Annotated in this window: 15 protein-coding genes and 1 pseudogene; 6 read left to right on the top strand and 10 right to left on the bottom strand. The window is 65.9% G+C overall.

Features of this window, described 5'->3' with window-relative positions:
• Window positions 1–4: 4 nt before the first annotated feature.
• A complete protein-coding gene (locus tag FG91_RS14610; RefSeq protein WP_037516238.1) occupies window positions 5–2,884 on the bottom strand; it encodes a M16 family metallopeptidase in 2,880 nt (959 codons plus the stop codon).
• Between the two features lie 95 nt (window positions 2,885–2,979).
• The gene (locus FG91_RS14605) at window positions 2,980–5,169 is read right to left on the bottom strand and encodes an acylase (RefSeq protein ID WP_200878465.1); all 2,190 of its coding nucleotides are present in this window, start codon (window positions 5,167–5,169) and stop codon (window positions 2,980–2,982) included.
• A gap of 157 nt (window positions 5,170–5,326) precedes the next feature.
• Between FG91_RS14605 and FG91_RS14600 the strand changes: the two genes are divergently transcribed.
• Window positions 5,327–6,895 carry a leucyl aminopeptidase gene (locus tag FG91_RS14600; RefSeq protein ID WP_037516278.1) on the top strand — a complete coding sequence of 523 codons (1,569 nt, stop codon included), beginning with the start codon at window positions 5,327–5,329 and terminating at the stop codon, window positions 6,893–6,895.
• A gap of 176 nt (window positions 6,896–7,071) precedes the next feature.
• A complete protein-coding gene (clpB, locus tag FG91_RS14595) occupies window positions 7,072–9,651 on the top strand; it encodes an ATP-dependent chaperone ClpB (RefSeq protein WP_037516236.1) in 2,580 nt (859 codons plus the stop codon).
• Between the two features lie 50 nt (window positions 9,652–9,701).
• Here clpB and FG91_RS14590 read toward each other — a convergent pair whose 3' ends face one another.
• The 4 genes from FG91_RS14590 to FG91_RS14575 all read right to left on the bottom strand — a co-directional run bounded on the left by FG91_RS14590 (window position 9,702) and on the right by FG91_RS14575 (window position 12,079).
• The gene (locus FG91_RS14590) at window positions 9,702–10,040 is read right to left on the bottom strand and encodes a hypothetical protein (protein ID WP_052187634.1); all 339 of its coding nucleotides are present in this window, start codon (window positions 10,038–10,040) and stop codon (window positions 9,702–9,704) included.
• 12 nt (window positions 10,041–10,052) lie between these two features.
• The gene (locus FG91_RS14585) at window positions 10,053–10,409 is read right to left on the bottom strand and encodes a hypothetical protein (RefSeq protein WP_052187632.1); all 357 of its coding nucleotides are present in this window, start codon (window positions 10,407–10,409) and stop codon (window positions 10,053–10,055) included.
• Between the two features lie 34 nt (window positions 10,410–10,443).
• Entirely contained in the window at window positions 10,444–10,776 is a 333-nt protein-coding gene (locus FG91_RS14580; RefSeq protein ID WP_037516234.1) for a hypothetical protein, read from the bottom strand.
• A 118-nt stretch (window positions 10,777–10,894) separates the two neighbouring features.
• Window positions 10,895–12,079, bottom strand: a complete 1,185-nt coding sequence (locus FG91_RS14575; RefSeq protein WP_235212053.1) for an aspartyl/asparaginyl beta-hydroxylase domain-containing protein — start codon at window positions 12,077–12,079, stop codon at window positions 10,895–10,897.
• Between the two features lie 43 nt (window positions 12,080–12,122).
• Here FG91_RS14575 and FG91_RS14570 point away from each other — a divergent pair, with 43 nt between their 5' ends.
• Both FG91_RS14570 and FG91_RS14565 read left to right on the top strand, forming a co-directional pair.
• Window positions 12,123–13,148 carry a hypothetical protein gene (locus tag FG91_RS14570; RefSeq protein ID WP_052187631.1) on the top strand — a complete coding sequence of 342 codons (1,026 nt, stop codon included), beginning with the start codon at window positions 12,123–12,125 and terminating at the stop codon, window positions 13,146–13,148.
• Window positions 13,149–13,553: 405 nt separating this feature from the next.
• On the top strand, window positions 13,554–13,901 hold the full coding sequence (locus FG91_RS14565) for a hypothetical protein (RefSeq protein ID WP_037516228.1): 348 nt from the start codon (window positions 13,554–13,556) through the stop codon (window positions 13,899–13,901).
• Window positions 13,902–14,008: 107 nt separating this feature from the next.
• Here FG91_RS14565 and FG91_RS14560 read toward each other — a convergent pair whose 3' ends face one another.
• From FG91_RS14560 to xseA, 4 genes are all read right to left on the bottom strand, one after another.
• On the bottom strand, window positions 14,009–17,191 hold the full coding sequence (locus tag FG91_RS14560) for a TonB-dependent receptor domain-containing protein (protein ID WP_037516226.1): 3,183 nt from the start codon (window positions 17,189–17,191) through the stop codon (window positions 14,009–14,011).
• A 268-nt stretch (window positions 17,192–17,459) separates the two neighbouring features.
• Window positions 17,460–18,344 (bottom strand): M23 family metallopeptidase, encoded by an 885-nt coding sequence (locus FG91_RS14555; RefSeq protein ID WP_235212055.1) that lies wholly within the window; start codon window positions 18,342–18,344, stop codon window positions 17,460–17,462.
• Between the two features lie 44 nt (window positions 18,345–18,388).
• Window positions 18,389–18,601 (bottom strand): DUF2093 domain-containing protein, encoded by a 213-nt coding sequence (locus FG91_RS14550; protein ID WP_037516223.1) that lies wholly within the window; start codon window positions 18,599–18,601, stop codon window positions 18,389–18,391.
• A 76-nt stretch (window positions 18,602–18,677) separates the two neighbouring features.
• Window positions 18,678–20,105 (bottom strand): exodeoxyribonuclease VII large subunit, encoded by a 1,428-nt coding sequence (gene xseA, locus FG91_RS14545; RefSeq protein WP_037516221.1) that lies wholly within the window; start codon window positions 20,103–20,105, stop codon window positions 18,678–18,680.
• Between xseA and purD the strand changes: the two genes are divergently transcribed.
• Together purD and FG91_RS14535 are read left to right on the top strand one after the other, a co-directional pair.
• Window positions 20,104–21,381 (top strand): phosphoribosylamine--glycine ligase, encoded by a 1,278-nt coding sequence (gene purD / locus FG91_RS14540; RefSeq protein WP_037516218.1) that lies wholly within the window; start codon window positions 20,104–20,106, stop codon window positions 21,379–21,381. The genes xseA and purD overlap by 2 nt on opposite strands.
• Window positions 21,382–21,749: 368 nt before the next feature.
• Window positions 21,750–22,030, top strand: a pseudogene (locus FG91_RS14535) (hypothetical protein); the annotation flags it as partial.

Genomic DNA, 22,030 nt, shown 5'->3' with positions numbered 1-22,030 from the left:
GATGTTAGTTATCGAGGGACACCGTTTCCACCGGCAGACCCAATCCGTCAAGCTGCGGTTTTACCACCGCGGCATCGCCGACGACGACATAGACCAGACCGTCAACACTGAGCGCCTTTCGCGCCGCCGCGTCGATTTCGGCGGCGGTCATCGCTTCATAGGTTGCAGGCAGCGTCTCGTAATAATTGTCGGGGCGCGAGAATTTGACGATCTGCCGGATTCCGCCGAGCACGTCGCCCGAAGTTTCGAAGCTGCCGGGCAGTTCGCGGACGCTGCCGTTGATCGTGCGTTCCAGCTCTTCCTTCGTCACGCCCTTGTCGCCGAGGAAGCTTTTGAGGTCGCTTTGCAGCTCCTTGATCGAATCGCCCGTGCGATCGGCCTGCACCGGCGCCGCGGCGACCCAGGTCAACCGGTCCTGATCGCCCGAAATGCGGCTGCGCACGCCATAGGACCAGCCCTTGGTCTCGCGCAAATTGGTGTTGAAGCGCGACAGGAAATTGCCGCCGAAAATATCGTTCGCCGAGCGGAGCACCTCCAGCTCGTCGCCGCCCTTGGCGCCCAGCACCTTGCCGGCGAGGATCACCGACTGCGGCGACTTCGGCCGGTCGAACAGCAGGATGCGCGGTTTCGGCGCCGGGATCGCGATCTCGAAATGCTTAGTGGGCTTCGCGGTCGCGGGCGCCTGCCACTGGCCGAGCGTCGTATCGAGCTGTTTCTTCACTTCGGCGAGCGTCGTGTCGCCGACCACGAAGATGCGCGCATTGTCGGGACGAATCCACGCCGTATGGAAGGCCGCAAGCTGGTCCCGCGTCACCGCCGCGACCGATTTCGCATTGCCCAGGCCCGACGGCGGGATGCCATAGGGATGGTCGGCGCCGTACAGCACCGGCGTCAATATGCGCGACGCGATCGCGTTCGGATTATTGAGTTCGGCCTTCAGCCGGTTGAGCTGCTGCGCACGAACGCGCTCGAGTTCCTTGGCGTCGAACGCCGGGTTGCGGATATAGTCGGCGAGCAGGCTGAGCGAGGCGCCGAGGTTGGGTTTCAGCGCGAACAGGCTGAACACCGTTTCGTCGGCATTGGCGGTCGCGTCGATCTGCGCGCCGAGCCGCTCCTTCGCCTCGGCAAAGGCGATCGAATCGAGGCTCGTGGTGCCCTCGTCCATCAGGCTGAGCATCAGGGACTGGGTGCCCAGCGCGCTGTGCGGATCGGCGGCATAGCCGGCGTCGAAGCTCACCGCGACATTGACCGTCGGCACCGTCGTGCGCCGCGCGAAAACGACCTCGACGCCGTTTTTCAGCTTGGTGCGTTCGATCGCCGGAAAATCGAGCGCCTTGAGGTCGGCGACCACGGGCAGCTGCGAGCGGTCGGCGAACGACAAAACACCGCCCGTATCGGGGCCGACATCGCCGAGCGCCTCGTTCCAGTAACGGTCGGGCTGCACCGGTGCGGTCACCTTGCCGCCCGTCACCGCGCCGCCGCGATTCTCGCCGCCTTCGGTGCGCTCGCCGGGGGTATAGGTCAGCGAGAAGGCCGGGCGCGACAGCCATTTATTGGCCACCGCCTTGACCTGCTCGGGGGTCGCCTTCGCCATCCGCTCGAGCTCGACCTTATAATAGGCCGGATTGTTCGAATAGAGCGCTCCCTCGGCCAGCGTCACCGCCTTGCCGCCGAAACCGCCGACCGATTCGAGCCCGGAGATCGTGCCCGCCAGATAGCTGGCCGCGGTCCGCTGCAGCTCGTCCGCGGTCGGCCCGCTGGCGAGGAAGCTCGCGATTTCGGCGTCGAGCCGCGATGCGACGAGTTGGGGGTCGACGCCCGATTTCACATCGGCCTGTACCAGCAGGATGCCGGCATCCTCGAACGGCTGCGCGACCGCCGAAACGCTCACCGCGACCGGATCCTTGCGCACGAGCGCATTGTCGAGCCGCGACGACGACAGGCCGCCGAGCACGCCCATCGCCATCTGCAACGGCACCGCCTCGGGATCGTTGAGCCCGGGGATCGCCCACATGCGATAGATGCGCGTCGTCGGGACGAGGTCCTTGACCTCTTTCGCCAGCGGCGCGGGCAGCGTCGGGATCGACGTCTTGGGCGCCGCGATTTCGGGGCCGCGGGGGATGTCGCCGAACCATTCCTGCACCTTGGCTTTCGCAGTGGCGACATTCACGTCGCCCGCGAGCACCAGCACCGCATTGTTCGGGCCGTAATTGTCGGTGAACCACTTCTTCACGTCGCCGAGGCTCGCCGAATTCAGGTCGCCCATCGAACCGATCGTGCTGTGGTGATAGGGGTGGCCGGTCGGGAAGAGATTCTCGAAAATCTCGTAGCGCAGCAAGCCATAGGGATTGTTGTCGCCCTGGCGCTTTTCGTTCTGGACGACGCCGCGCTGGTTATCGAGCTTTTCCTGCGTCACCGCGCCGAGCAGGTGCCCCATGCGGTCGCTTTCGAGGAACAATGCGCGGTCGAGCGCGCCCGTCGGTACGGTTTCAAAATAATTGGTGCGGTCGACGTTGGTCGTGCCGTTGCTGTCGGTCGCGCCGACCTGTTGCAGCGGCTCGAAGAAATCGCCGGGCGCATTTTCGGAGCCGTTGAACATCAGATGTTCGAACAGATGCGCAAAGCCCGTCTTGCCCTTCGGCTCATGCTTCGACCCGACGCGATACCACACCGACACCGCCACGACGGGCGCCTTGCGGTCCTCGTGCACGATCACGCGCAGGCCGTTGTCGAGCGTGAATGCCTGATAAGGAATATCGACCGCCTTCACGAGGTCGGCGATCGGTGCGGGGTTCGCGGCCTTCGCCTTGGCGAGCGCCGGGCCAGCAGCGACAAGCGACGTGGTCACCGCCAGGGCGAGGGCGAAACGATGAAAACGGGGCATGAAAATCCTCTTGTTCGGGCGCAGGCTCTATGCCCGCGTGCGACCGGATGCCGGACGGCACTGTATCAATGGTTTAGGACAGCGTTTCCCGGCTTTCAAGGCCGATAGAAGCGCGCGCCGCTCGCCTTCAGCGCCGCCGGATCGAACAGCACGGGCTTCAGCTTGTGCGCCACGAACAGCGGCGCCTGGTCGTTATAATGCGGGCTGCCCGGCCGCGTCGTCGCCGACCCGAAGGGCTGGATCGATTCCGACCGGACGCGGCCCTCGGCATCCCATGTCACGAACATGATGAAGCTGTCGCCGTGGCGCACCTTCAGCCGCCCGTCGGGTTCGGCGTCCCACAGGGTCGAGGCGCGCACCGTGTCGTTGCCGCCGTCGAGCGGCAGGTCGATGCGGTTCGCGCCCTCACCGTGCCGCAGTCGCAAGACGGTCCCGAGCTTCGGATCGAGCCCGTCGAAATGCTCCTGCAGATGCGCGACCGTCTCTTTCAGCACCGTGCGCGGATCGGGCGCGGCGCGGCGCTGGTAATGGCTGCCGTTCGCGGGGCGAAGCACCATCAGCGCCAGCGCGTCGCCCTTCCCCTTGCCGTCGAGGTTCCAGTCCCAGCGGCGGAGCAGGTTCTGCGCCTCGCGAAGCGCCGGATCGCCCTTTGTGTCGAGCGCGAGCAGCCGGTCCATCCACGCCTTCGCATAGCCCGTCTTCGCATAGGCCGTGTCATATTTGATCGCCTTCAGCCGCGCCGCGTCGATCTGCCCCGACGCCTCGAACAGCTCGATCAGCCGCGTGGCGCGGTTGGTCATATCGTCCTCGATCCCGAGCAGCGGCGAAAAGGCCGCGGCGTCGAGCTCGTCGCCCGGCCCCGCCGCCACCCACGGCGTGTTGTTCGCGTTCATCACATAGCCCGAGCGCGGGTTGACCAGTGCCGGCACGCGGTCGAACGGCAGCGTTTTCGTCCACAGATCCGCCGACGTGTCGCCGGGCAATATCCCGCGCCAGTTGAACCCAGGCTGCCGGTCGGGGAACATCGCATTATAGAAAAGCCCGATATTGCCCTTGGCATCGGCGTAGATGAAATTGGTCGCGGGCACGCCCTGCCTTGCCATCGCGGCGCGCCATTCGGCGAAGCTCTTCGCCTTGTTCAGCCGATAATATTGGGTGACCATATTCGCCTGGTCGATGCCCGCATAACGGATCGCGAAGGCGCCCTTTTCATTCTTCACCACCGGCCCGTGAACCGAGCGCCAGATGGTGCGCGGGACGGGCAGCACGAACGGGCCGACCTTCACCTTCAACCAGAGGCGCGTCTTTTCGAGCGGCCGCCACGCACCGTCGAAGCGATAATTTTCGCCGCCGTCGTCGAGCACCAGCTTGTAGACGTCGATCAAATCGGGCCGGTTCACCGTGTTGGTCCAGCCGAGATATTTATTATGGCCGAGGAAGGGATAGGGCGACCCGGGGAAGTTCGCGCCCGCGAAATCCCAGCCTTCCTCCGAATGGACGACGAGTTCGTACCAGGCGACGCCGCCGGTCCACGGCTGGTGCGAATTCGACACGAGCCGCGTCGCACCATCGGTCGAGCGCGCGGGCGCGACCGCGATGCCGTTCGATCCATTGTCGGCCGGATCACGGCCGACCGGCGTCAAACTATCGGCGGGATCGGTCCCGACCGGGGTCAGCTCGCGCGGGACCAGCTTGCCCGCCCGATCGAGCGCGGGGCCACCTTCGCGCCCGACCTCCTTGTCCTCGACGAGCGACCCCAGCACCGAATCGAGCCCGAAGAAGAAGGGCGAGCGCAGCACGAAACCCGCGACGACATCCTCGCCGGTCGCAGGGAACAGCCCCGACAGGCGCACCTCATCGGGATGCTTCTCCGCATAATGGTTGAGCCCCGCGGCATAGGCCGTGAACAGCGCCCTCACGTCGGCGGGCAGCCGCGGCCAGTCGCGCGCGGTGGTCGCACGGACGCCGAGCAGCGCCTCGGCATAATCGATCTTGGCGCCATCCTCGCCGAGCATCGCCCCCGCCCGGCCGCGCGTCATCGCGAGCACTTCCTGCAAGGTCGAGAAATCATCCTCGGCGTGGGCATAGGCAACCCCGTAAGCGACGTCGGCGTCGGTCTTGCCGAAGATATGCGGCACGCCGAATTTGTCGCGCGCAATGCGAACGTCGGTGGGCTTGAACGCGGGCGCGGCGGGCGTTTCGGTGGTCAGCGGCTCCCAGAGCGCGAGCGAGGCGGCGGTGAGCACCAGCAGAGCCAAGAATCCCAGCAAAATCCGTCGCAGCATCTCTGGTCCTCTTCGGCGCGTCGCCCGCAGGGCTATGTGACGGGCATGTCGTCCGATGGCAAGCGACTGTCGTTCGTCGAGCCGGATTTGCGGGCAAGCGGTGTGCCGCTATGCAAGACCCAGGTCATTGAACAACGGGGATTATCGAAAAATGCGCATGAAAAGCCTGCTCCTTTCCGCCTGCCTGTCGCTCGCGCTCGCGCCCGCCGCGCTGGCGCAGACCATTACCGGGTCGGGCGTTGCGCCCGCGACCGCCGCGAACAGCGCCGAACGCGCCATCGGCTTTGCGACCAACGCCCCGGCGGGCGCCGCGCTCGTCGTCGTGATGAGCGATGCCACGCTGCCGCCGCTCGACGGGATCGCGCTTGGCAGCGGCGAACGCCAAGCCGTCACCGCGGCGATTGCCGCGGCAAGCTTCGACGGCAAGGCGGGTTCGACGCTGTCCTTGCGCGGCATCGGGGCGCATCCGCGCATCCTGCTCGTCGGCGCGGGCGCGACCCCGTCGTCGCTCGCGCTCGCCGAAGCCGGCGGCAAGGCGGCGCAGGAGCTGAAAAGCGAAGCCCAGCCGGTGGCGATTGCCGGCGCCTTCGGCGACACGTCGGCCGCCGACGTCGCCTATGGCTTCGCGCTCGGCCAATATCGCTTCGACCGGTACAAGACCGTCGACAAAAAGGCGCCGCCGACGGGCGCGGTGACGCTCGTGGGCGCAAACCCCGCCGCCGCCGAGGCCGCCTTCACCGGCCGCTGGAAGCCGCTCGCCGACGGCGTGCGCCTGTCGCGCGATCTCGCCAACGAACCCGCGAACGTCATCTATCCCGAGAGCTTCGTCGCGCGTGTCCGCGAGGCGTTCGGCAATACACCGGGTGTCAGCATCGAAGTGCTCGACGAGGCGGCGATGCGCAAGCTCGGCATGGGCACGCTCGTCGGCGTCGGTCAGGGCAGCCCGCGCGGGTCGCGGCTGCTCGCGGTGCGCTATCGCGGCGCGGGGGCTCCTGCGGCGCCGACAGCCTTCATCGGCAAGGGCATCACCTTCGATTCGGGCGGAATTTCCTTGAAACCCGGCGCAGGCATGTGGGACATGAAAGGCGACATGTCGGGCGCCGCCTCGGTCATTGGCGCCGCGCTGTCGCTCGCGAAATCGCGCGCGCCGGTGCATGTCGTCGCGGTCGCCGCGCTGGCCGAAAATATGCCCGACGGCAATGCCCAGCGCCCCGGCGACGTCACGCGCACCCTGTCGGGCAAGACGATCGAGATGCTCAACGCCGACGCCGAGGGCCGCCTCGTGCTCGCCGACGCCAATGAATATATCGCGCAGACGTACAAGCCGCGCGCGATCGTCAATATCGCGACGCTCACCGGGTCGATCGTCGGCGCACTCGACGACCAATATGCCGGGCTGTTCGCGCGCGACGAAAAGCTCGCCGCCGCGCTGCTCGCCGCCGGCACCGCGAGCGGCGAGTTATTGTGGCGGATGCCGCTCCACAAAAATTACGCCGAAAAGCTCAAATCCGACATCGCCGACATCCGCAACATCGCCCCGAGTCAGGGACCGGGCGCGAGCCTCGGCGCGCATGTCATCGGCTTCTTCGTCGACGAGGCGACGCCGTGGGCGCATCTCGACATCGCCGGGGTCAATCAGGCCGACAAGGCAAGCTCGCTGGTTCCCAAGGGGATGACGGGTTTCGGCGTCCGCCTGCTCGATCAATTGGCGCGTAGCGGGGAATAAAACGCCCGTGCCCCTGCGAAGGCAGGGGCCCATCTCCGGTCGGCGCCAGATTGAACCGGCTGGAGATGGATCCCCGCCTGCGCGGGGACACGTGGTTTTGGCAGGAACAATATGAGGGCTCTTGTGTTGCCAAAAAGCAACACTATCTTGCTCGCCAAGAAAGGGGCTTATCCAGAATGAACCTCGAAAAATTTACCGACCGCGCCAAGGGCTTCCTGCAGGCGGCGCAGACGATCGCGATCCGCATGAACCATCAACGGATTTCGCCCGAGCATATCGCGAAAGCGCTGCTCGAAGACAATGAAGGCATGGCCGCGGGCCTGATCGCGAAGAGCGGCGGCGACGCGAAGCGCGCGGTCGCCGGCATCGACGCGCTGCTCGCCAAGGTCCCCGCGGTGTCGGGATCGGGCGCACAGCAAACCCCCGGTCTCGACAATGACGCCGTGCGCCTGCTCGACCAGGCCGAACAGGTCGCGTCCAAGGCGGGTGACGGCTATGTCACCGTCGAGCGACTGCTGCTCGCGATGGTGCTCGCGCCGACCACCCCGGTCGGCAAGGCGTTCGCCGACGCGGGCGTGAAGGCCGAGGCGCTCAACACCGCGATCAACGACCTGCGCGGCGGGCGCTCGGCCGATACCGCCTCGGCCGAAGACCGCTATGAAGCGCTCAAGAAATTCGCCCGCGACCTCACCGAAGTCGCGCGCGAGGGCAAGCTCGATCCGGTGATCGGCCGCGACGAGGAAATTCGCCGCACGATCCAGATCCTCGCGCGCCGCACCAAGAACAACCCGGTGCTGATCGGCGAGCCCGGCGTCGGCAAGACCGCGATCGCCGAAGGGCTGGCGCTCCGCATCACCAATGGCGACGTGCCTGACAGTTTGAAGGACCGCCGGCTGCTCTCGCTCGACATGGGCGCGCTGATCGCGGGCGCCAAATATCGCGGCGAGTTCGAGGAGCGGCTCAAGGGCGTGCTCGACGATGTGAAGGCCGCCGAGGGCGAGATCATCCTGTTCATCGACGAAATGCACACGCTGGTCGGTGCCGGAAAAGGCGAAGGCGCGATGGACGCGTCGAATCTGCTCAAGCCTGCGCTCGCGCGCGGCGAGCTTCATTGCATCGGCGCGACGACGCTCGACGAATATCGCAAGCATGTCGAGAAAGACCCCGCGCTCCAGCGGCGTTTCCAGCCGGTGTTCGTCGGCGAGCCGACGGTCGAGGATTCGATTTCGATCCTGCGCGGGCTCAAGGAAAAATATGAGCTGCACCACGGCGTGCGCATCACCGACGGCGCGATCGTTGCCGCGGCGACCTTGTCGAACCGCTATATTTCCGACCGCTTCCTGCCCGACAAGGCGATCGACCTGATGGACGAGGCCGCGAGCCGCATCCGCATGGAAGTCGAATCGAAGCCCGAGGAAATCGAGACGCTCGACCGCCGCATCATCCAGATGAAGATCGAGGAATCGGCGCTCGGCAAGGAAAGCGACGCCGCATCGAAGGACCGGCTCGCGAACCTGCAGGCCGAACTCGCGAACCTCGAGCAGCAGTCGGCGGGCCTCACCCAGAAATGGCAGGCCGAAAAGGACAAGATCCACGCCGAGGCGAAGATCAAGGAAGAGCTCGACGCCGCGCGTTCGGCGCTCGATCAGGCGCAGCGCGCCGGCGACCTCGCGAAGGCGGGCGAGCTCAGTTACGGCACGATCCCCGGGCTCGAAAAAAAGCTCGCGGACGCCGAAGCCGCCGCGGGCAATGCAATGCTCCGCGAGGAAGTCACCGCTGACGATATCGCCGCGGTGGTCAGCAAATGGACCGGCATCCCCGTCGACCGCATGATGGAAGGCGAGCGCGAGAAACTGCTGTCGATGGAAACCACGCTGACCCGGCGTGTCATCGGGCAGGACGAGGCCGTGCGCGCCGTCTCGACCGCGGTCCGCCGTGCGCGCGCCGGGCTGCAGGATCCGAACCGCCCGCTCGGCTCGTTCCTGTTCCTCGGCCCCACGGGCGTTGGCAAGACCGAGCTCACCAAGGCGCTCGCGCGATTCCTGTTCGACGACGACAATGCGATGGTCCGCATCGACATGTCCGAATTCATGGAAAAGCACAGCGTCGCGCGGCTCGTCGGCGCGCCGCCGGGCTATGTCGGCTATGAGGAGGGCGGCACGCTCACCGAGGCGGTGCGCCGCCGCCCCTATCAGGTCGTGCTGTTCGACGAGGTCGAGAAAGCCCATGCGGACGTGTTCAACATCCTGCTGCAGGTGCTCGACGACGGGCGCCTCACCGACGGGCAGGGGCGCACGGTCGATTTCACCAACACGCTGATCATCCTGACCTCGAACCTCGGCAGCCAGGCGATCGCCGCGCTCCCCGACGACGCGCCGGTCGAACAGGCCGAGCCCGCGGTGATGGAGGTCGTGCGCGCGCATTTCCGGCCCGAGTTTTTGAACCGGCTCGACGAGATCGTGCTCTTCAACCGGCTCGCGCAGCAGCATATGGGCGGGATCGTCGACATCCAGGTCGCGCGCGTCCAGAAACTGCTCGCCGATCGCAAGGTCACGCTCGACCTCACCGATGCCGCGCGTGCGTGGCTCGGGCGCGTCGGTTATGATCCGGTGTATGGCGCGCGGCCGCTGAAGCGCGCGGTCCAGAAATATCTGCAGGACCCGCTCGCCGACCTGATCCTGAAGGGCGAGGTCAGGGACGGACAGGCGATCAAGGTCGACGAAGGCGACGGGGCGCTGAAACTGACTTCGGCGTAAACTAAAGAGGGCGGCAGAAATGCCGCCCTTTCCCTATCCCGATCCGCCGCTCAACAGGTGCCCGTCGCGCGGCAATCGCCCGCCTTGCTCGAATAGGCGTCCATGGTATCGCGCGAATCCTGATTGCCCTGCACCCACAGCTGTTTCCACTGTTCGTTCGTGTGACAGACGCGCGCCTTCTTCACGAGCGAGCCGATTTCCTCGACCTTGCGGCATTTGACATAATAGGGGTGGGTCGCCGCCAGCCCCTGGTTATGCGCCTTGATCTCGCTGCTCGTCATCATCGACGGCGGACGATCCGGAGCCGAGCGGCCGGCAGCGGGATCGGCCGCCGGCGCCGGGGTGACCGAAGCGGCGACGAACGCCAGCATGGTCAGCATGTGCAGCATTGCGCAGACCCGTTATTGGGGCCGGATGGCCGGCACGATACTGCCCGCGGGTTCCTGCGAGTTGCTCCATCCGCGCGCGAGCGTTTCCATCGAATCGCGGGCATCCTGATTGCCTTTGTCGGTGACCCGCCGCCATTCGGCGTTGGTGTGGCAGACGCGCAATTTCTTGACCAGCGAGCCGACCTGCTCGATCCGGCGACACCGGATATAATCGGGGTCGGTCGTCGCGCGGCTTTGGTTATAGGCGTCGATTTCCGCGCCCGACATCTCGGACGCTGTTCGGGCCAGCGGCACCTCGGCCTCATTGGCCGCAGCGGCGGAAGCCCCGGACAGAGCAATCAGAATCGCCAGACTTGCTATATTGCGCATCTTATACCTCCCATCGGGATCGGCAGACAGGCTATCAGTTCGAGTTGCCCGCCTTGCTGGTCATGGCTTCGGCCGTATCGCGGGCGTTCAGATTACCCTTGTGCGACACTTCTTTCCATTTTTCGTTCGTGTAACAGGTGCGGTTCTTCTTCACGAGCGAACCAATCTCGAGCATCTTGCGGCATTTGATATAATAGGGATGGGTCTGGGGCAGCCCTTCATTATAGGCCTTGATCTCGGTCGGCGTCATCGCCGAGGGCGCCTTGGACGGCGGGGCGCGATCGGCGCCAGCCGCGGCTTCGGCGGCAATGGCAGCTGGTGCGCCCAACAAGGCGACCGCCACAAAAGCAGGCAAAATCCGGTTCATCAAAATCCTCCTACCGCGAGCCTTACCCGCAGCCTCCTGCGCGGTATCATATTTGCTATCAGGCCTTTCTCAAAGCTGAATTTCGGCCAGCGGCCAACACCGGGCGACGGACGACGAATCAACGCGGAACGGCATAGCCCGATGCGTCGGCCGAGGCGAAATATCGCACCAGGAGATCGCGTTCACGGGCGCTCAAATGCGGGTTCCACACGTCGAAAATCAGCACCGCGCGCAGATCGTCGCTGTCGTTCCACGCCTCATGCTCGATCGTATCGTCGAATGCGAAGGCCCGGCCCTCTTCCCATATGCGCGTTTCGCCGCCGACGCGAAAACCGCACCCCGGCGGCACGATCAGCGGCAGATGGACGATCGCGCGCGTGTTGGTGACACCAGTATGCGGCGGGATTCGCGTGCGCGGCTTCAGCATCGAAAAGAAAGCGCTCGGCGCGCGGCCCGGGATGCGCGCGCCGGGGATGGCGGCGAGCGCAGCGGCGGTGGCGGGGCAGCGGTCGAGCACCGGCTGGTTCGGCTCACCATATTCCCACAGGAAACACGCGCCCCAGTCGAGCCGGTTGTCGAGATCCGACCAGATCGATGCGGGCGTTCCCGCCTCCATCCGCACATAAGGCCGCAGCGCTTCCCCTGGATCGGCCAGCAACGCCTGCAGTTCGGCCCGGATCGCGCTCGTTTGCGTTTCGATTTCGGTCAGCCATGCAAAATGATCGCGGTCGAAAAACTCGTCGGCGGGCAGGAAGGGGTAGTAGATGCCCGCGCATTCATTCTGATAGATGCGGCGGCGGCCGAGCGCGCCCGCGATGAAGGCGTCGCCGCGCCGCGTTTCGGCCTCCGACAATTCGCCGCGTATCGCCCCGAATGCGTCCGACGCGGCGGCGTACATGGTGTCGGTCGCACCCGTGACGAAGGCCTGCCCGTGCGCCAGAAGCGCCTCGAGCGGCGGCGGCACCGGGCCCATCTGCCCCCCCAGCGCGATCGCCGCGCTCCACGCCGCCAGCGCGGCGCCCTTTTCGCCCCGCGCCTCGTGCCGCTCGCCCTTGCGGATCCACGCCATCAGGTCGCGGCGATCGATCGCCAACGCGGCATCGAGGGCCGCAAGTTCGCGGTCCCCGTCGCCGAGCGCGCGCCACGCGGAGGCGAGGTTGCGTTGCAGGGCGCCCGAATGCGGATCGCCCGCGATTGCGGCGGTGAAATGGCTGGCGGCGGCGGCGGCATCGCCGGCCTGCAGCGCGGCGATCCCGTGCCGATTGGCCTCGGTGGCAGAGGCGGGTGGAGGTGAGCTGGTCATGGCCATGCTTGCCATCGGCGGGACCAATCGGCAAGGTCGATTGATGACCGCAGCGCCCCCCATGACCGCCATCGTCGATGATGCCGAATGGCTCGCGCACCGATATGATCCGGGCCACGATGCCTTTCATTTTCGCCGGGTTGCACGCACCGCGCGCGCCGATGTTCCCTTCCTGACCGATTTGCATCTGGGCGAGGAAAGCGCACCCGTCATATTGCGACGGACGGACTGCCGCGATGCGGCAGCAGGCGCGCGCGCACCGCTGCATTTCCTGTTCCATTCGGCCTATTGCGCCTCGACGATGCTCGCGCAGGCGCTCGACCGGCCCGGCCTCGCGACCAGCCTCTCCGAGCCGGTTTTGCTCAACGACATGGTCGGCTGGCGCCGCCGCGGCGCGAGCCCGCGCGATCATGCACGGGTGATGGACGATGCGCTGACGATGCTCGGCCGCGGCTTCACCCGGGGCGAGGCGGTCGTCGTCAAACCGTCGAACATCTTCAACCCGCTGGCGCGCGGCGCTCTGATGCTGCGGCCACAGGCGCGCGCGATCCTCCTCCACGCGCCGCTGCGCGCTTTCCTGTTGTCGGTGGCGCGCAAGGGCATGTGGTGCCGGCTCTGGTGCCGCGAATTGCTCGAGGGCTATCTCGCCGACGGCTTCGTCCAGCTGGGTTTCGAAGCGCGCGATTATTTCCGCCAGTCGGACCTGCAGGTCGCGGCGGTCGGCTGGCTGGCGCAGCAACAGGCCTTCGCGGCGCTGCTCGACTGGGCGCCCGACCGGATCGCGTCGCTCGACAGCGAGATACTGACGCGCGACCCGGTCGCGGCCGTCGCGGCGGCGATGGGTCATTTCGGCCTCGCCGACGGCAGCACCGCGACCGCCGATCATCCCGCGCTCGGCCGCAACAGCAAATCGGGGATGCCCTTTGCCGTGGGTGAGCGGCAGCGCGATCTGGCCGCCGCCGAAACCGCCTATGGCGAAGAGATCGCGCAGGTCGTCGGCTGGGCTGAAGCCGTCGCCGATCAGGCGGGCATCCCGCTCGCGCCGCCCGCACCGCTTTTGACGCGCTGATCCCGCCGGGTTGGCGGTCGATCTCCTTTACCGCCGTTTTCGACAGCTAACGACCGATTGCGGACGTTTAGCATTCACAGGATACTAACCCCGAAAGAGCATCAGTAATGAATGCACTTTCGATACGACGACATAATCGCACAGATTTCAGGCCGCCCCACTTGGTGGTTCAACGGTGTGCCTCGCTATGGCGCGTTCGATCCAGCTATGGTCGGATCGTTCGAAATTGCGTTGGTTCATACTGAATGCCGGGAATGTCGAACTCGCTATGACGTTGCGATTGGCTCGCAACCTCCATCCTTCGCTTCCCTTCGGGATGTAATCTCTTTCGAAAACCGCCTCAATGTGGGTGACCCGCCATTTGCGTGCGCCGAAATGGGCGCGCGCTGCAGCGGGGGTTATTGCATGACATCACTCGAAATTCGCGTGCTTGAGTTTTGGACGAAAGATGGGCGAATCTCAAACGCGTGGCGCCGCGATGCTGATTGGGAGCGTCCCCTCATCCACGCGAACTGGGATTCCGACGCTCAAGATGACGAAGGTATTTGGGGCCGCATTCTGGATTCAGAACGGATTGACGAATGGTCGCAAGCGCGTCGCGACGGCGACTTTGGCACTATGGTTGCGATCCTCAAAGAGTTCGATTGCGAGCGCCCCTTGGAAGTGGCGCATATGATTGACGTCGAACGCCGTTATCAACTTTTGAGGGACAAAACCTCGGCGATAAGGAATGATCGCTTCGGCGAAAATTGAGCGTCCGCTTCCCACCCCAAAACCGCCATCAACCCGACCCTCTTGCACCATAGAAAAAGGGGCGGACATTGCTGCCCGCCCCCAATTCTTGCCGAAGCGTGAAGTGACTAGAACTTCAGCTTCGCCGACACCGCATAACGGCGGCCCAGCGCGTCGTACGACGACGGGAAGGTATTGCCGCTGTTGTAGGTGGTCGAACCGATCGTGTTGCCAACGATCGGCGGCTTCTTGTCGAGCAGGTTCTGCACGGTCATCGTCACCGTCAGGTTTTCGCTGACCGAGAAGCGGCCGGTCAAGTCGAAATAATGTGCCGACTTGATCTTGCGGAACTTCGGATCGACGACGCAGCCGTTCGGATCGGTGCCCGTCGGATCGGGGCAGCCGGTCGTCGCGCTGGTGCCAGCCGCGATCGCCGCGTCGATATCGTCCTGCAGCTGAGCAGGTTCGAACGAAACGCTGTCCTGCCAACGCCACAGCAGCGACAGGTCGACCTTGTCGAAGCCAAGCGTGAAGCGGTTCGAGGCCTGGAACTCGGGCTGGATCGAACCCGTGAACGAGCAGTTCACGCTGTAGAAGCCGACGCATTCGCGGTTCAGCGAATCCGGATCGGCAGCGTTCGCCTTGAACTTCGAGCTGCGCGTCCAGTTACCGACGAACGACCAGTCGAGGCTGGCGAAGCCCAGATCGGCGTTATAGTTCATCAACAGGTCGATACCGTCGGTGAACAGACGGCCCTGGTTGTTCGTGGTGCCGAACAGGCCCGGGGTGATCGCCGGATCGCCATCGAGGCCGCCGGTGATCGGGTTACGACGGATCGACGTACAAGCCGCGCTGGTGGCGTCGAGGTTGTCGAAACAGGCCGCGATGATGTCGCCCGGAAGCGGCACACCCAAAACGTCGGTGATCTTGATGTTGTAGTAATCGACCGACAGGTTGAAGCGCGGCAGGAAGTCCGGCTGGAACACGGCACCGATGGTCCAGGTGTTCGCCTTTTCGGGCTTCAGGTTCAGGTTACCACCGGTGGTGATGTTCGCCTGAGCCGCGGTCGGGTTGGTGATCGAGCCGATCGAACCCACCGGAGCGCCCTGAGCAAGACAGACCGCGCGCAGGCTGGCGTTGCCAACCGGAGCGGCGCCGGCGCAGGGATCGACGCCCAGGTTGGTCAGGCCAACCGAGGTCGGCGTGAACAGTTCGCCGATGTTCGGAGCGCGGACAGCGCGGCTGTAGTTACCACGGATTTTGAAGCCCGCACCCGGTTCCCAGCTGCCGCCGGCTTTCCAGGTGGTGGTGTTGTAACCACCGGCGCCCTTGATGCTGTAATCCGAATAACGGATGCCGGCTTCGAGGGTCAGGCTTTCGAAGAAGGGCTTGTCTTCGACCAGCGGCGCGACGATTTCGGCATAAGCTTCATAAACGTGATACTCGCCGTCGATGTCGGGAGCCGCACCGCCAGCGCCGCCGAGTTCACCCGGGGTCTTGGCGAGAAGATCCGAAGACTGCTGCGCGGTGTAGCGGCGGAATTCGCCGCCCAGCGCGAAGCCGATCGGCTGCACCGCCATCGGCGAAGCGAAGCCGACGTCGCCCGAGACGATCGCGCGAACCTGCGACAGCGAGGTGCGGTTGGTCGACGTGCTGTTTTCCGTCAGATAGTCGACCATCGCCGGGGTGATGGAGCCTTCGGGGCCAAAGATATTGACCGGAACGCAGCCCGCGTTGCCGCTCTGACAGGTCGTGGTGTTGTTGGCCAGCGACGCGTCGCGGAAGCGCGATTGCAGCGTGTAGTTCTGGATCGTCTGGATATTTTCGGATTCGCCATAGGCGCCTTCGATGTTCCAGTCGATCGTGTCGGTGATACCGCCACGGGCGCCGACGCGATAGTCGAAGAAGGTCGTCTGATAGTCGCTGATACGCGGACCAACTTCCGGCGTACGACGGTTCAGCGTGACGCCGGGGTTCGGGTTGTAACCCTCGCCAGCCGCGAGCACACCGTCATTGTTGACGTCGAATGCGACAAAGCCGCCAGCGCCAAGCACCTGGTAGCCGGCAGAACCCGGGCCGGTCGCCGCCGCACCGGCGTCGCACTGAGCCTGAGTGAAGCGCGGCGTGTAGATGTCCGGACGCGGGTTCACGTCAAACGCGCAGAACTGGTTGCGCAGCGCGGCGGGCAGATACGGGTTGTTCAGATTGATCGGCACCGTACCGCCGAACGAGCCCGACGGCGCGATGATCGTCGAAACCTTGTTCTTCGAGAACATGCCGCGCGCATAGACTTCGATCGCGTCCGACACTTCATAGTTCGCCTGGCCATAGATGTTATAGCGCTCGAACGGCGTCTGGAAGATGTTGAACGGGTTGAAGTTGTAGGTGGCAAAAGTGCCGACGCCCTGGCCAGCGGCGTTGACCTGGCGCAGGCCACCGTTGGCGGCGCCGCCCGGGTTGGCGACATAGATCGGTGTGCCATCGGGGTTACGGCCGGTGAAGATCGACTCCGGCGTTGTGTTCGGGACGCCGCCAGTGAGCGGGCGGGTGCCGGCGAAACGCGACGGAACCGAGGTGCCCGAACCCAGGAAGGTGTCCGAATAGCTGTCGAGCGTGTTGTTCGAGAAGGAACGTGCGCCCTGATAGACGGGGTCAGCCTGCTGATAGCCGATGCTCAGCACGGCGTTACCGCGGCCGTCGTCGAAGTTCGCGCCAATGGTGGCGTCGACGCGGAAGACGTTGCCGTCACCCTGTTCGGTGAGCTGCTGCGAAGCGGTGACTTCCAGACCTGCGAAATCGCGCTTGGTGATGAAGTTGACAACGCCGGTGATGGCGTCGGCACCATAGGTGGTCACGGCGGCGCCGGTCAGCGCGTCGACGCGCTCGATCAGGGCCAGCGGGATGTTGTTAAGGTCGACGCGGCCGTTCACGTCCGACGGAGCGACGCGGTTGCCGTTCAACAGGACGATGTTGCGGACCGAACCGAGGCCGCGAAGATCGACGTACGAGCCGCCGGTGTTGCCGTTGTTGACGGCCGAACCCATGTTCGGGACGACGCCGGGCAGTTCGCGCAGGACTTCTTCGGCGACGTTCGACTGCTTCAGTTCGATCGTGTCCGAGGTCGTCACGTTGACCGGGGTCGACTGTTCGAGGTTCGGGTTGCGGATCAGCGAGCCGGTGACGACGATTTCCGACTGCGTGGCAGTCTCTTCGGCGGCGTCCTGCGCAAAGGCAGGAGCCGAAACCAGGGCGACACTCAATACGAGCGGCGCGGCGCCTAGTCTCAGCTTGGAATATTGGGTTTTCTTCACAGTGCAGTCCCTTGCTACTGGTGGATTGAATTACCCGGACGCCCCCGCGGCAGGCCAAAGCCGACGCGCACAGATGCCCCGATAGCGTGCGGGATGTAACTTCGTTCATGTCGAGTAAAGCGAATTCCCGGCGCAATCGGCCGTTTCGCGAGCCATTGTGACGTATTTGCAACAAACGCGGGAATCCGCGAAATACTATATGCTGCAGCGCGGCATTCCGCGACATATTGTTTCACTGGTTACGAATTCGCGGGGCACCCAGCCCGGCTCAGCCGCCGATCGGTCCCGCCAGCTTTCCGGGGTCGAGCCGTGCGCCCCGCCATTTCAGCCCCCAGTGCATATGCGGCCCCGTCGCGCGCCCGGTTCGCCCCACGGTGCCCAGCCGCTGCCCTTGCACGACTCGGTCGCCGGCCTTCACGTCGAGCCGCTGGCAATGGAGGAAGGCACTCGACAGCCCCATGCCATGATCGACGATCAGCAGATTACCTTCGAGCGTGAACGGTGCGCTCGCGGCGAGCACGACGACCCCGTCGGCGGGCGCGACGAAGGGCGTTCCGGCCGGCACCGCGACGTCGGTGCCGCTGTGATAGCTACCCGGCTTGCCCTGATAGACGCGCTGCGATCCGAAGAATCCCGACAGGCGCCCCGTCACCGGCCAGCGGAATGTCTGCCGCCAGCCATCCGAATCGACCTGCATGTTCCGCGCCGCGGCGATCTCAGCGAGTTCGGCGGGGCGGCGGCGCTCGAAATCGGCGTCGCTCGCCGCGCTGCCGCGATAGGGCGCGTTGATATGTTCGAGCCGCCAGCGGCCCGCCGCGACCGCGATGATGCGCTCGACCTCGCGTCCATCGCCGAGCGTCGCGACCAGCCGCGCGCTTGCCCCGGCATCGCGGTCGAACGCGATCAGGAAGCGGCCGTCGCCGGCGAGCGGAATCGCCTTGCCGTCGAGGCTGAGCGCACGTGTGTCGCTGGGCGCCTGCCCGATCATTACCGCACCCTGTTCGGCAAGTCCGGCGAGTGTGAAGCCTGCGCGCACCGGCGCGCGCGGCGGCGCGGGCGGAGATGGCGGTGTGGCGACGGGCTGCACGGCGGGCCGCGGCGCGGGCCTGGTTTCGGTTTCGGCGGCCGGAACGCAGCCGGCGGCAACGATCATGAGCGCCAACGCCGCCCCGTGCCGCAGCCCGTCGGCCCCGCCCCTCATGCCTTGCGCGCGGCGTCCAGTTCGGCCTGCACCGATATCTCGGCACTGGCATAGGGTTCCTGCCGCGCGACCGACCAATAGCGCAGCTCGTCGAGCCCGATCGGCGCGCCGCTCACCGCGCACAGCACATGGTCGCCGGGCGCGAGGACACGAAACCCGTTCGGTCCGTACTGCAGGCGGGCAAGGCGGTTGCGGCTGGCGATCAACATGATTCTCTATCCATTCGGCGGTAAACTGTTGCCGCGACCATAGCAGCATCGCGCCGCGCGGCCACCCCCGCCCATCTCAGAAAAGCTCGCCCTGCCCCCGCTTGGGCTCCGCGGGCGGCGCCTTGCGCGCGGGTTTAGGCGCCGTGGGCGGTGGCGCGTCACTCCCACTGACCTGCACCGGAACGTCGCCGTCGGCGAATTGCAGCCGGAGGTGCCCCGCGTCCTGCGCCTTGGCGGCGGTCGTGACGATCGCACCACCCGCATCGCGCACCATCGCATAACCGCGCGACAGCAGCGCGCGCGGGTCGAGGCTGTCGAGCAACCGCCCCAGCCCTTCGAGCAGCGCGCGGTCGCGGTCCCAGCGCCGCGCGAGCAACGCGGGACGCAGCGCGGCGCCGCGCGTCGCGAGCCGCTCCGAAATCACCGCCAGCCGGTGGCGCTGGCTGCGGTCGAGCCGGTCGCCCGCATCGTCGAGCCGCTGGCGCTGCGGCGCATAGAGCGCATCGCGCTTCGGCAGGTGCCGCGCGAGCGCGGTCAGCCGCTCGCCCGCCAGCGCCTGATGCCGGTTCGCCGCACCGATGATCCGGCCGTTCCACGTCGCGAGCTGCGACATGAGCTCGGCGCGCACCGGAACCGCCATTTCGGCGGCCGCGGTCGGGGTCGGCGCGCGCACGTCGGCGGCATAGTCGGCGAGCGTCACGTCGGTTTCGTGCCCCACCGCGCTGATCGTCGGGATGCGGCAATCGGCGATCGCGCGCACGACGACTTCCTCGTTGAACGCCCACAGATCCTCGATCGACCCGCCGCCGCGCGCGACGATGACCAGATCAGGACGCGGCACCGGTCCTCCGGGCGCGATCGCATCGAATCCGCGGATCGCGTTCGCGACCTGCGCCGCCGCGCCATCGCCCTGCACCAGCACCGGCCAGACGATGACATGCGTCGGGCAGCGATCGGCCAGCCGGTGGAGAATATCGCGGATCACCGCGCCGGTCGGCGAAGTCACGACCCCGATCGTGCGCGGCAGATACGGCAGCCGGTCATATTTGCGTGTCCGGTCGAACAGCCCTTCGGCGCCAAGCCGTGCCTTCAATTTCTCGAAGAGCAGCATCAGCGCGCCCTCCCCCGCGACCTCGAGCGTATCGACGACGAGCTGATATTTCGACCGCCCCGGATAGGTAGTGAGCTTCCCCGTCGCGATCACCTCGATCCCGTCCTCGGGCCGGAACGCGAGCCGCCCCGCCTGCCCCTTCCACATCACCATGTCGATCAGCGCATTATCGTCCTTCAGCGCCGCATAAAAATGCCCCGACGCCGCGCGTTTCGCCCCCGACAATTCTCCTCGCACGCGCACGCGCGCGAAGCCGTCCTCGACGGTGCGCTTGATCGCCGCCGATAACTGGCTGACCGACAGCGCCGGTGCATTGTCGCCGGGCGCCGCCTCGGCTAACAGCCGCGCTTCGGTGCCATCGTCGGACGCCGTATCGGGAAAAGGGACTGACATGAATATCCTGCTGGTCGGATCGGGGGGCCGCGAACATGCGCTCAGCTGGCAGTTGGCACAATCGCCAAGCTGCGCCAAGCTCTATGCCGCGCCGGGCAATCCGGGGATCGAGGCGCACGCCGAATGCGTCGCCATCACCGCCGATGATCTCGATGGCCTGATCGCCTTCGTAAAGGCGCATGCGATCGATTTCGTCGTCGTCGGCCCCGAAGCCCCGCTCGTCGCGGGCCTCGCCGACCGGCTGCGCGACCTAGGCGTCGCGGTCTTCGGCCCCGGCGCCGCCGCGGCGCGGCTCGAAGGGTCGAAGGGCTTCACCAAGGATCTCTGCGCGCGCGCCGGTATCCCGACCGCCGCCTATGTCCGCTGCACCAGCGCCGAGGAAGCGCATGCCGTACTCGAAGGCTTTACAATCCCCGTCGTCATCAAGGCCGACGGCCTCGCCGCCGGCAAGGGCGTGATCATCGCCGAAACAATCCAAGAGGCGGAAGCCGCGATCGAGGACATGTTCGACGGCGCGTTCGGCGGCGCGGGCGCCGAGGTGGTGATCGAGGAATTTATGACCGGCGAGGAGGCGAGCTTCTTCGCGCTCTCCGACGGCACCGACGTGATCGCGTTCGGCAGCGCGCAGGATCACAAGCGCGTCGGCGACGGCGACGTCGGGCCGAACACCGGCGGCATGGGCGCGTACAGCCCCGCCCCCGTGCTCACCCCCGATCTCGAAGCCCAGGTGATGGACCGCATCATCCGTCCGACGGTGGCGACGCTCGCGGCCGAGGGCACGCCTTATGTTGGCGTACTGTTCGCGGGCCTCATGCTCACCGATGCCGGGCCGAAGCTGATCGAATATAACGCCCGCTTCGGCGATCCCGAATGCCAGGTGCTGATGATGCGCTATGCCGGCGACCTCGCCGCGCTGCTCCACGCCGCCTCGACCGGCGCGCTCGCTGATGCGGCGCCGCCCGCTTTCGCCAGCGATTATGCGCTGACCGTCGTGATGGCGGCGAACGGCTACCCCGCCACCCCCGAAAAGGGCGGCGCGATCCACGGCATCGCCGACGCCGAAGCGGGCGGCGGGCGCGTCTTCCACGCCGGCACGGCGCGCGAGGGTGCCCAGATCGTCGCCGCGGGCGGGCGCGTGCTCAACGTCACCGCGACGGGGCGCACCGTGACCGCGGCGCAGGCGCGCGCCTATGCCGCCGTCGACAAGCTCGATTTCAAGACCGGCTTCTGCCGCCGCGATATCGGCTGGCGCGAGGTCGCGCGCGAAGCCGACTAGGGTCAGTATCTACTAATTGCACGTTCGAGGTTTGAAGCGATTTTGTTCAGTGCGAGAAGGCAAGGCGCAGGAATATGTCGATATTTCCAGACTTGCCGACGAAGCAATGGACAAAATCGGTCAAATCCCGAAGGGACGCCGAAATGGCTTCGATCTCAGGCCCGTGCGACCTTGCGGGTAGCGATGCTACCCGCGGCGGCCACCCGAACCCGATATCTTCGCCATTTCGACGCCTCGAACATGCAATTAGTAGATCCTGACCCAAGCACGCCACCTCGTCATTTCCGGGAAAGCGGGAATGACGAATAAATATAAGTCGACCAAGCCCGTACGGCCGCATAGGCTATCCGCAACATAGGGAGACAATCATGGCCTGGCTTCAGGAAAACTGGATTATCGCGGTCGTCGGCCTCGTCGTTGCCGTCGTGCTGCTGTGGTGGCTGTTCGGACGCGCGAAGCCCGAAGACGTCGCGCCCCCGACCGTCGTCGAACCGGCGAAGCCCGCGAAGCCGCTCGAACCGGTGAAACCCGAAATCATCGCCGCCGAGCCCGCCCGCTTCAAGCCGATCGAACCGAAGCCGCAGCCCGTCGCACCCGCTGCGCCGCCGCCGTCGCCCCGGCGGTTGTTTCCTCCAAGTCTCCGACCCTG

The sequence above is a fragment of the Sphingopyxis sp. LC81 genome (genome assembly GCF_000756375.1).
GTDB lineage: Bacteria > Pseudomonadota > Alphaproteobacteria > Sphingomonadales > Sphingomonadaceae > Sphingopyxis.
The sequence above is the reverse complement of the archived record's forward strand: the minus strand, read 5'-3'. Positions and strand labels throughout refer to the sequence as shown.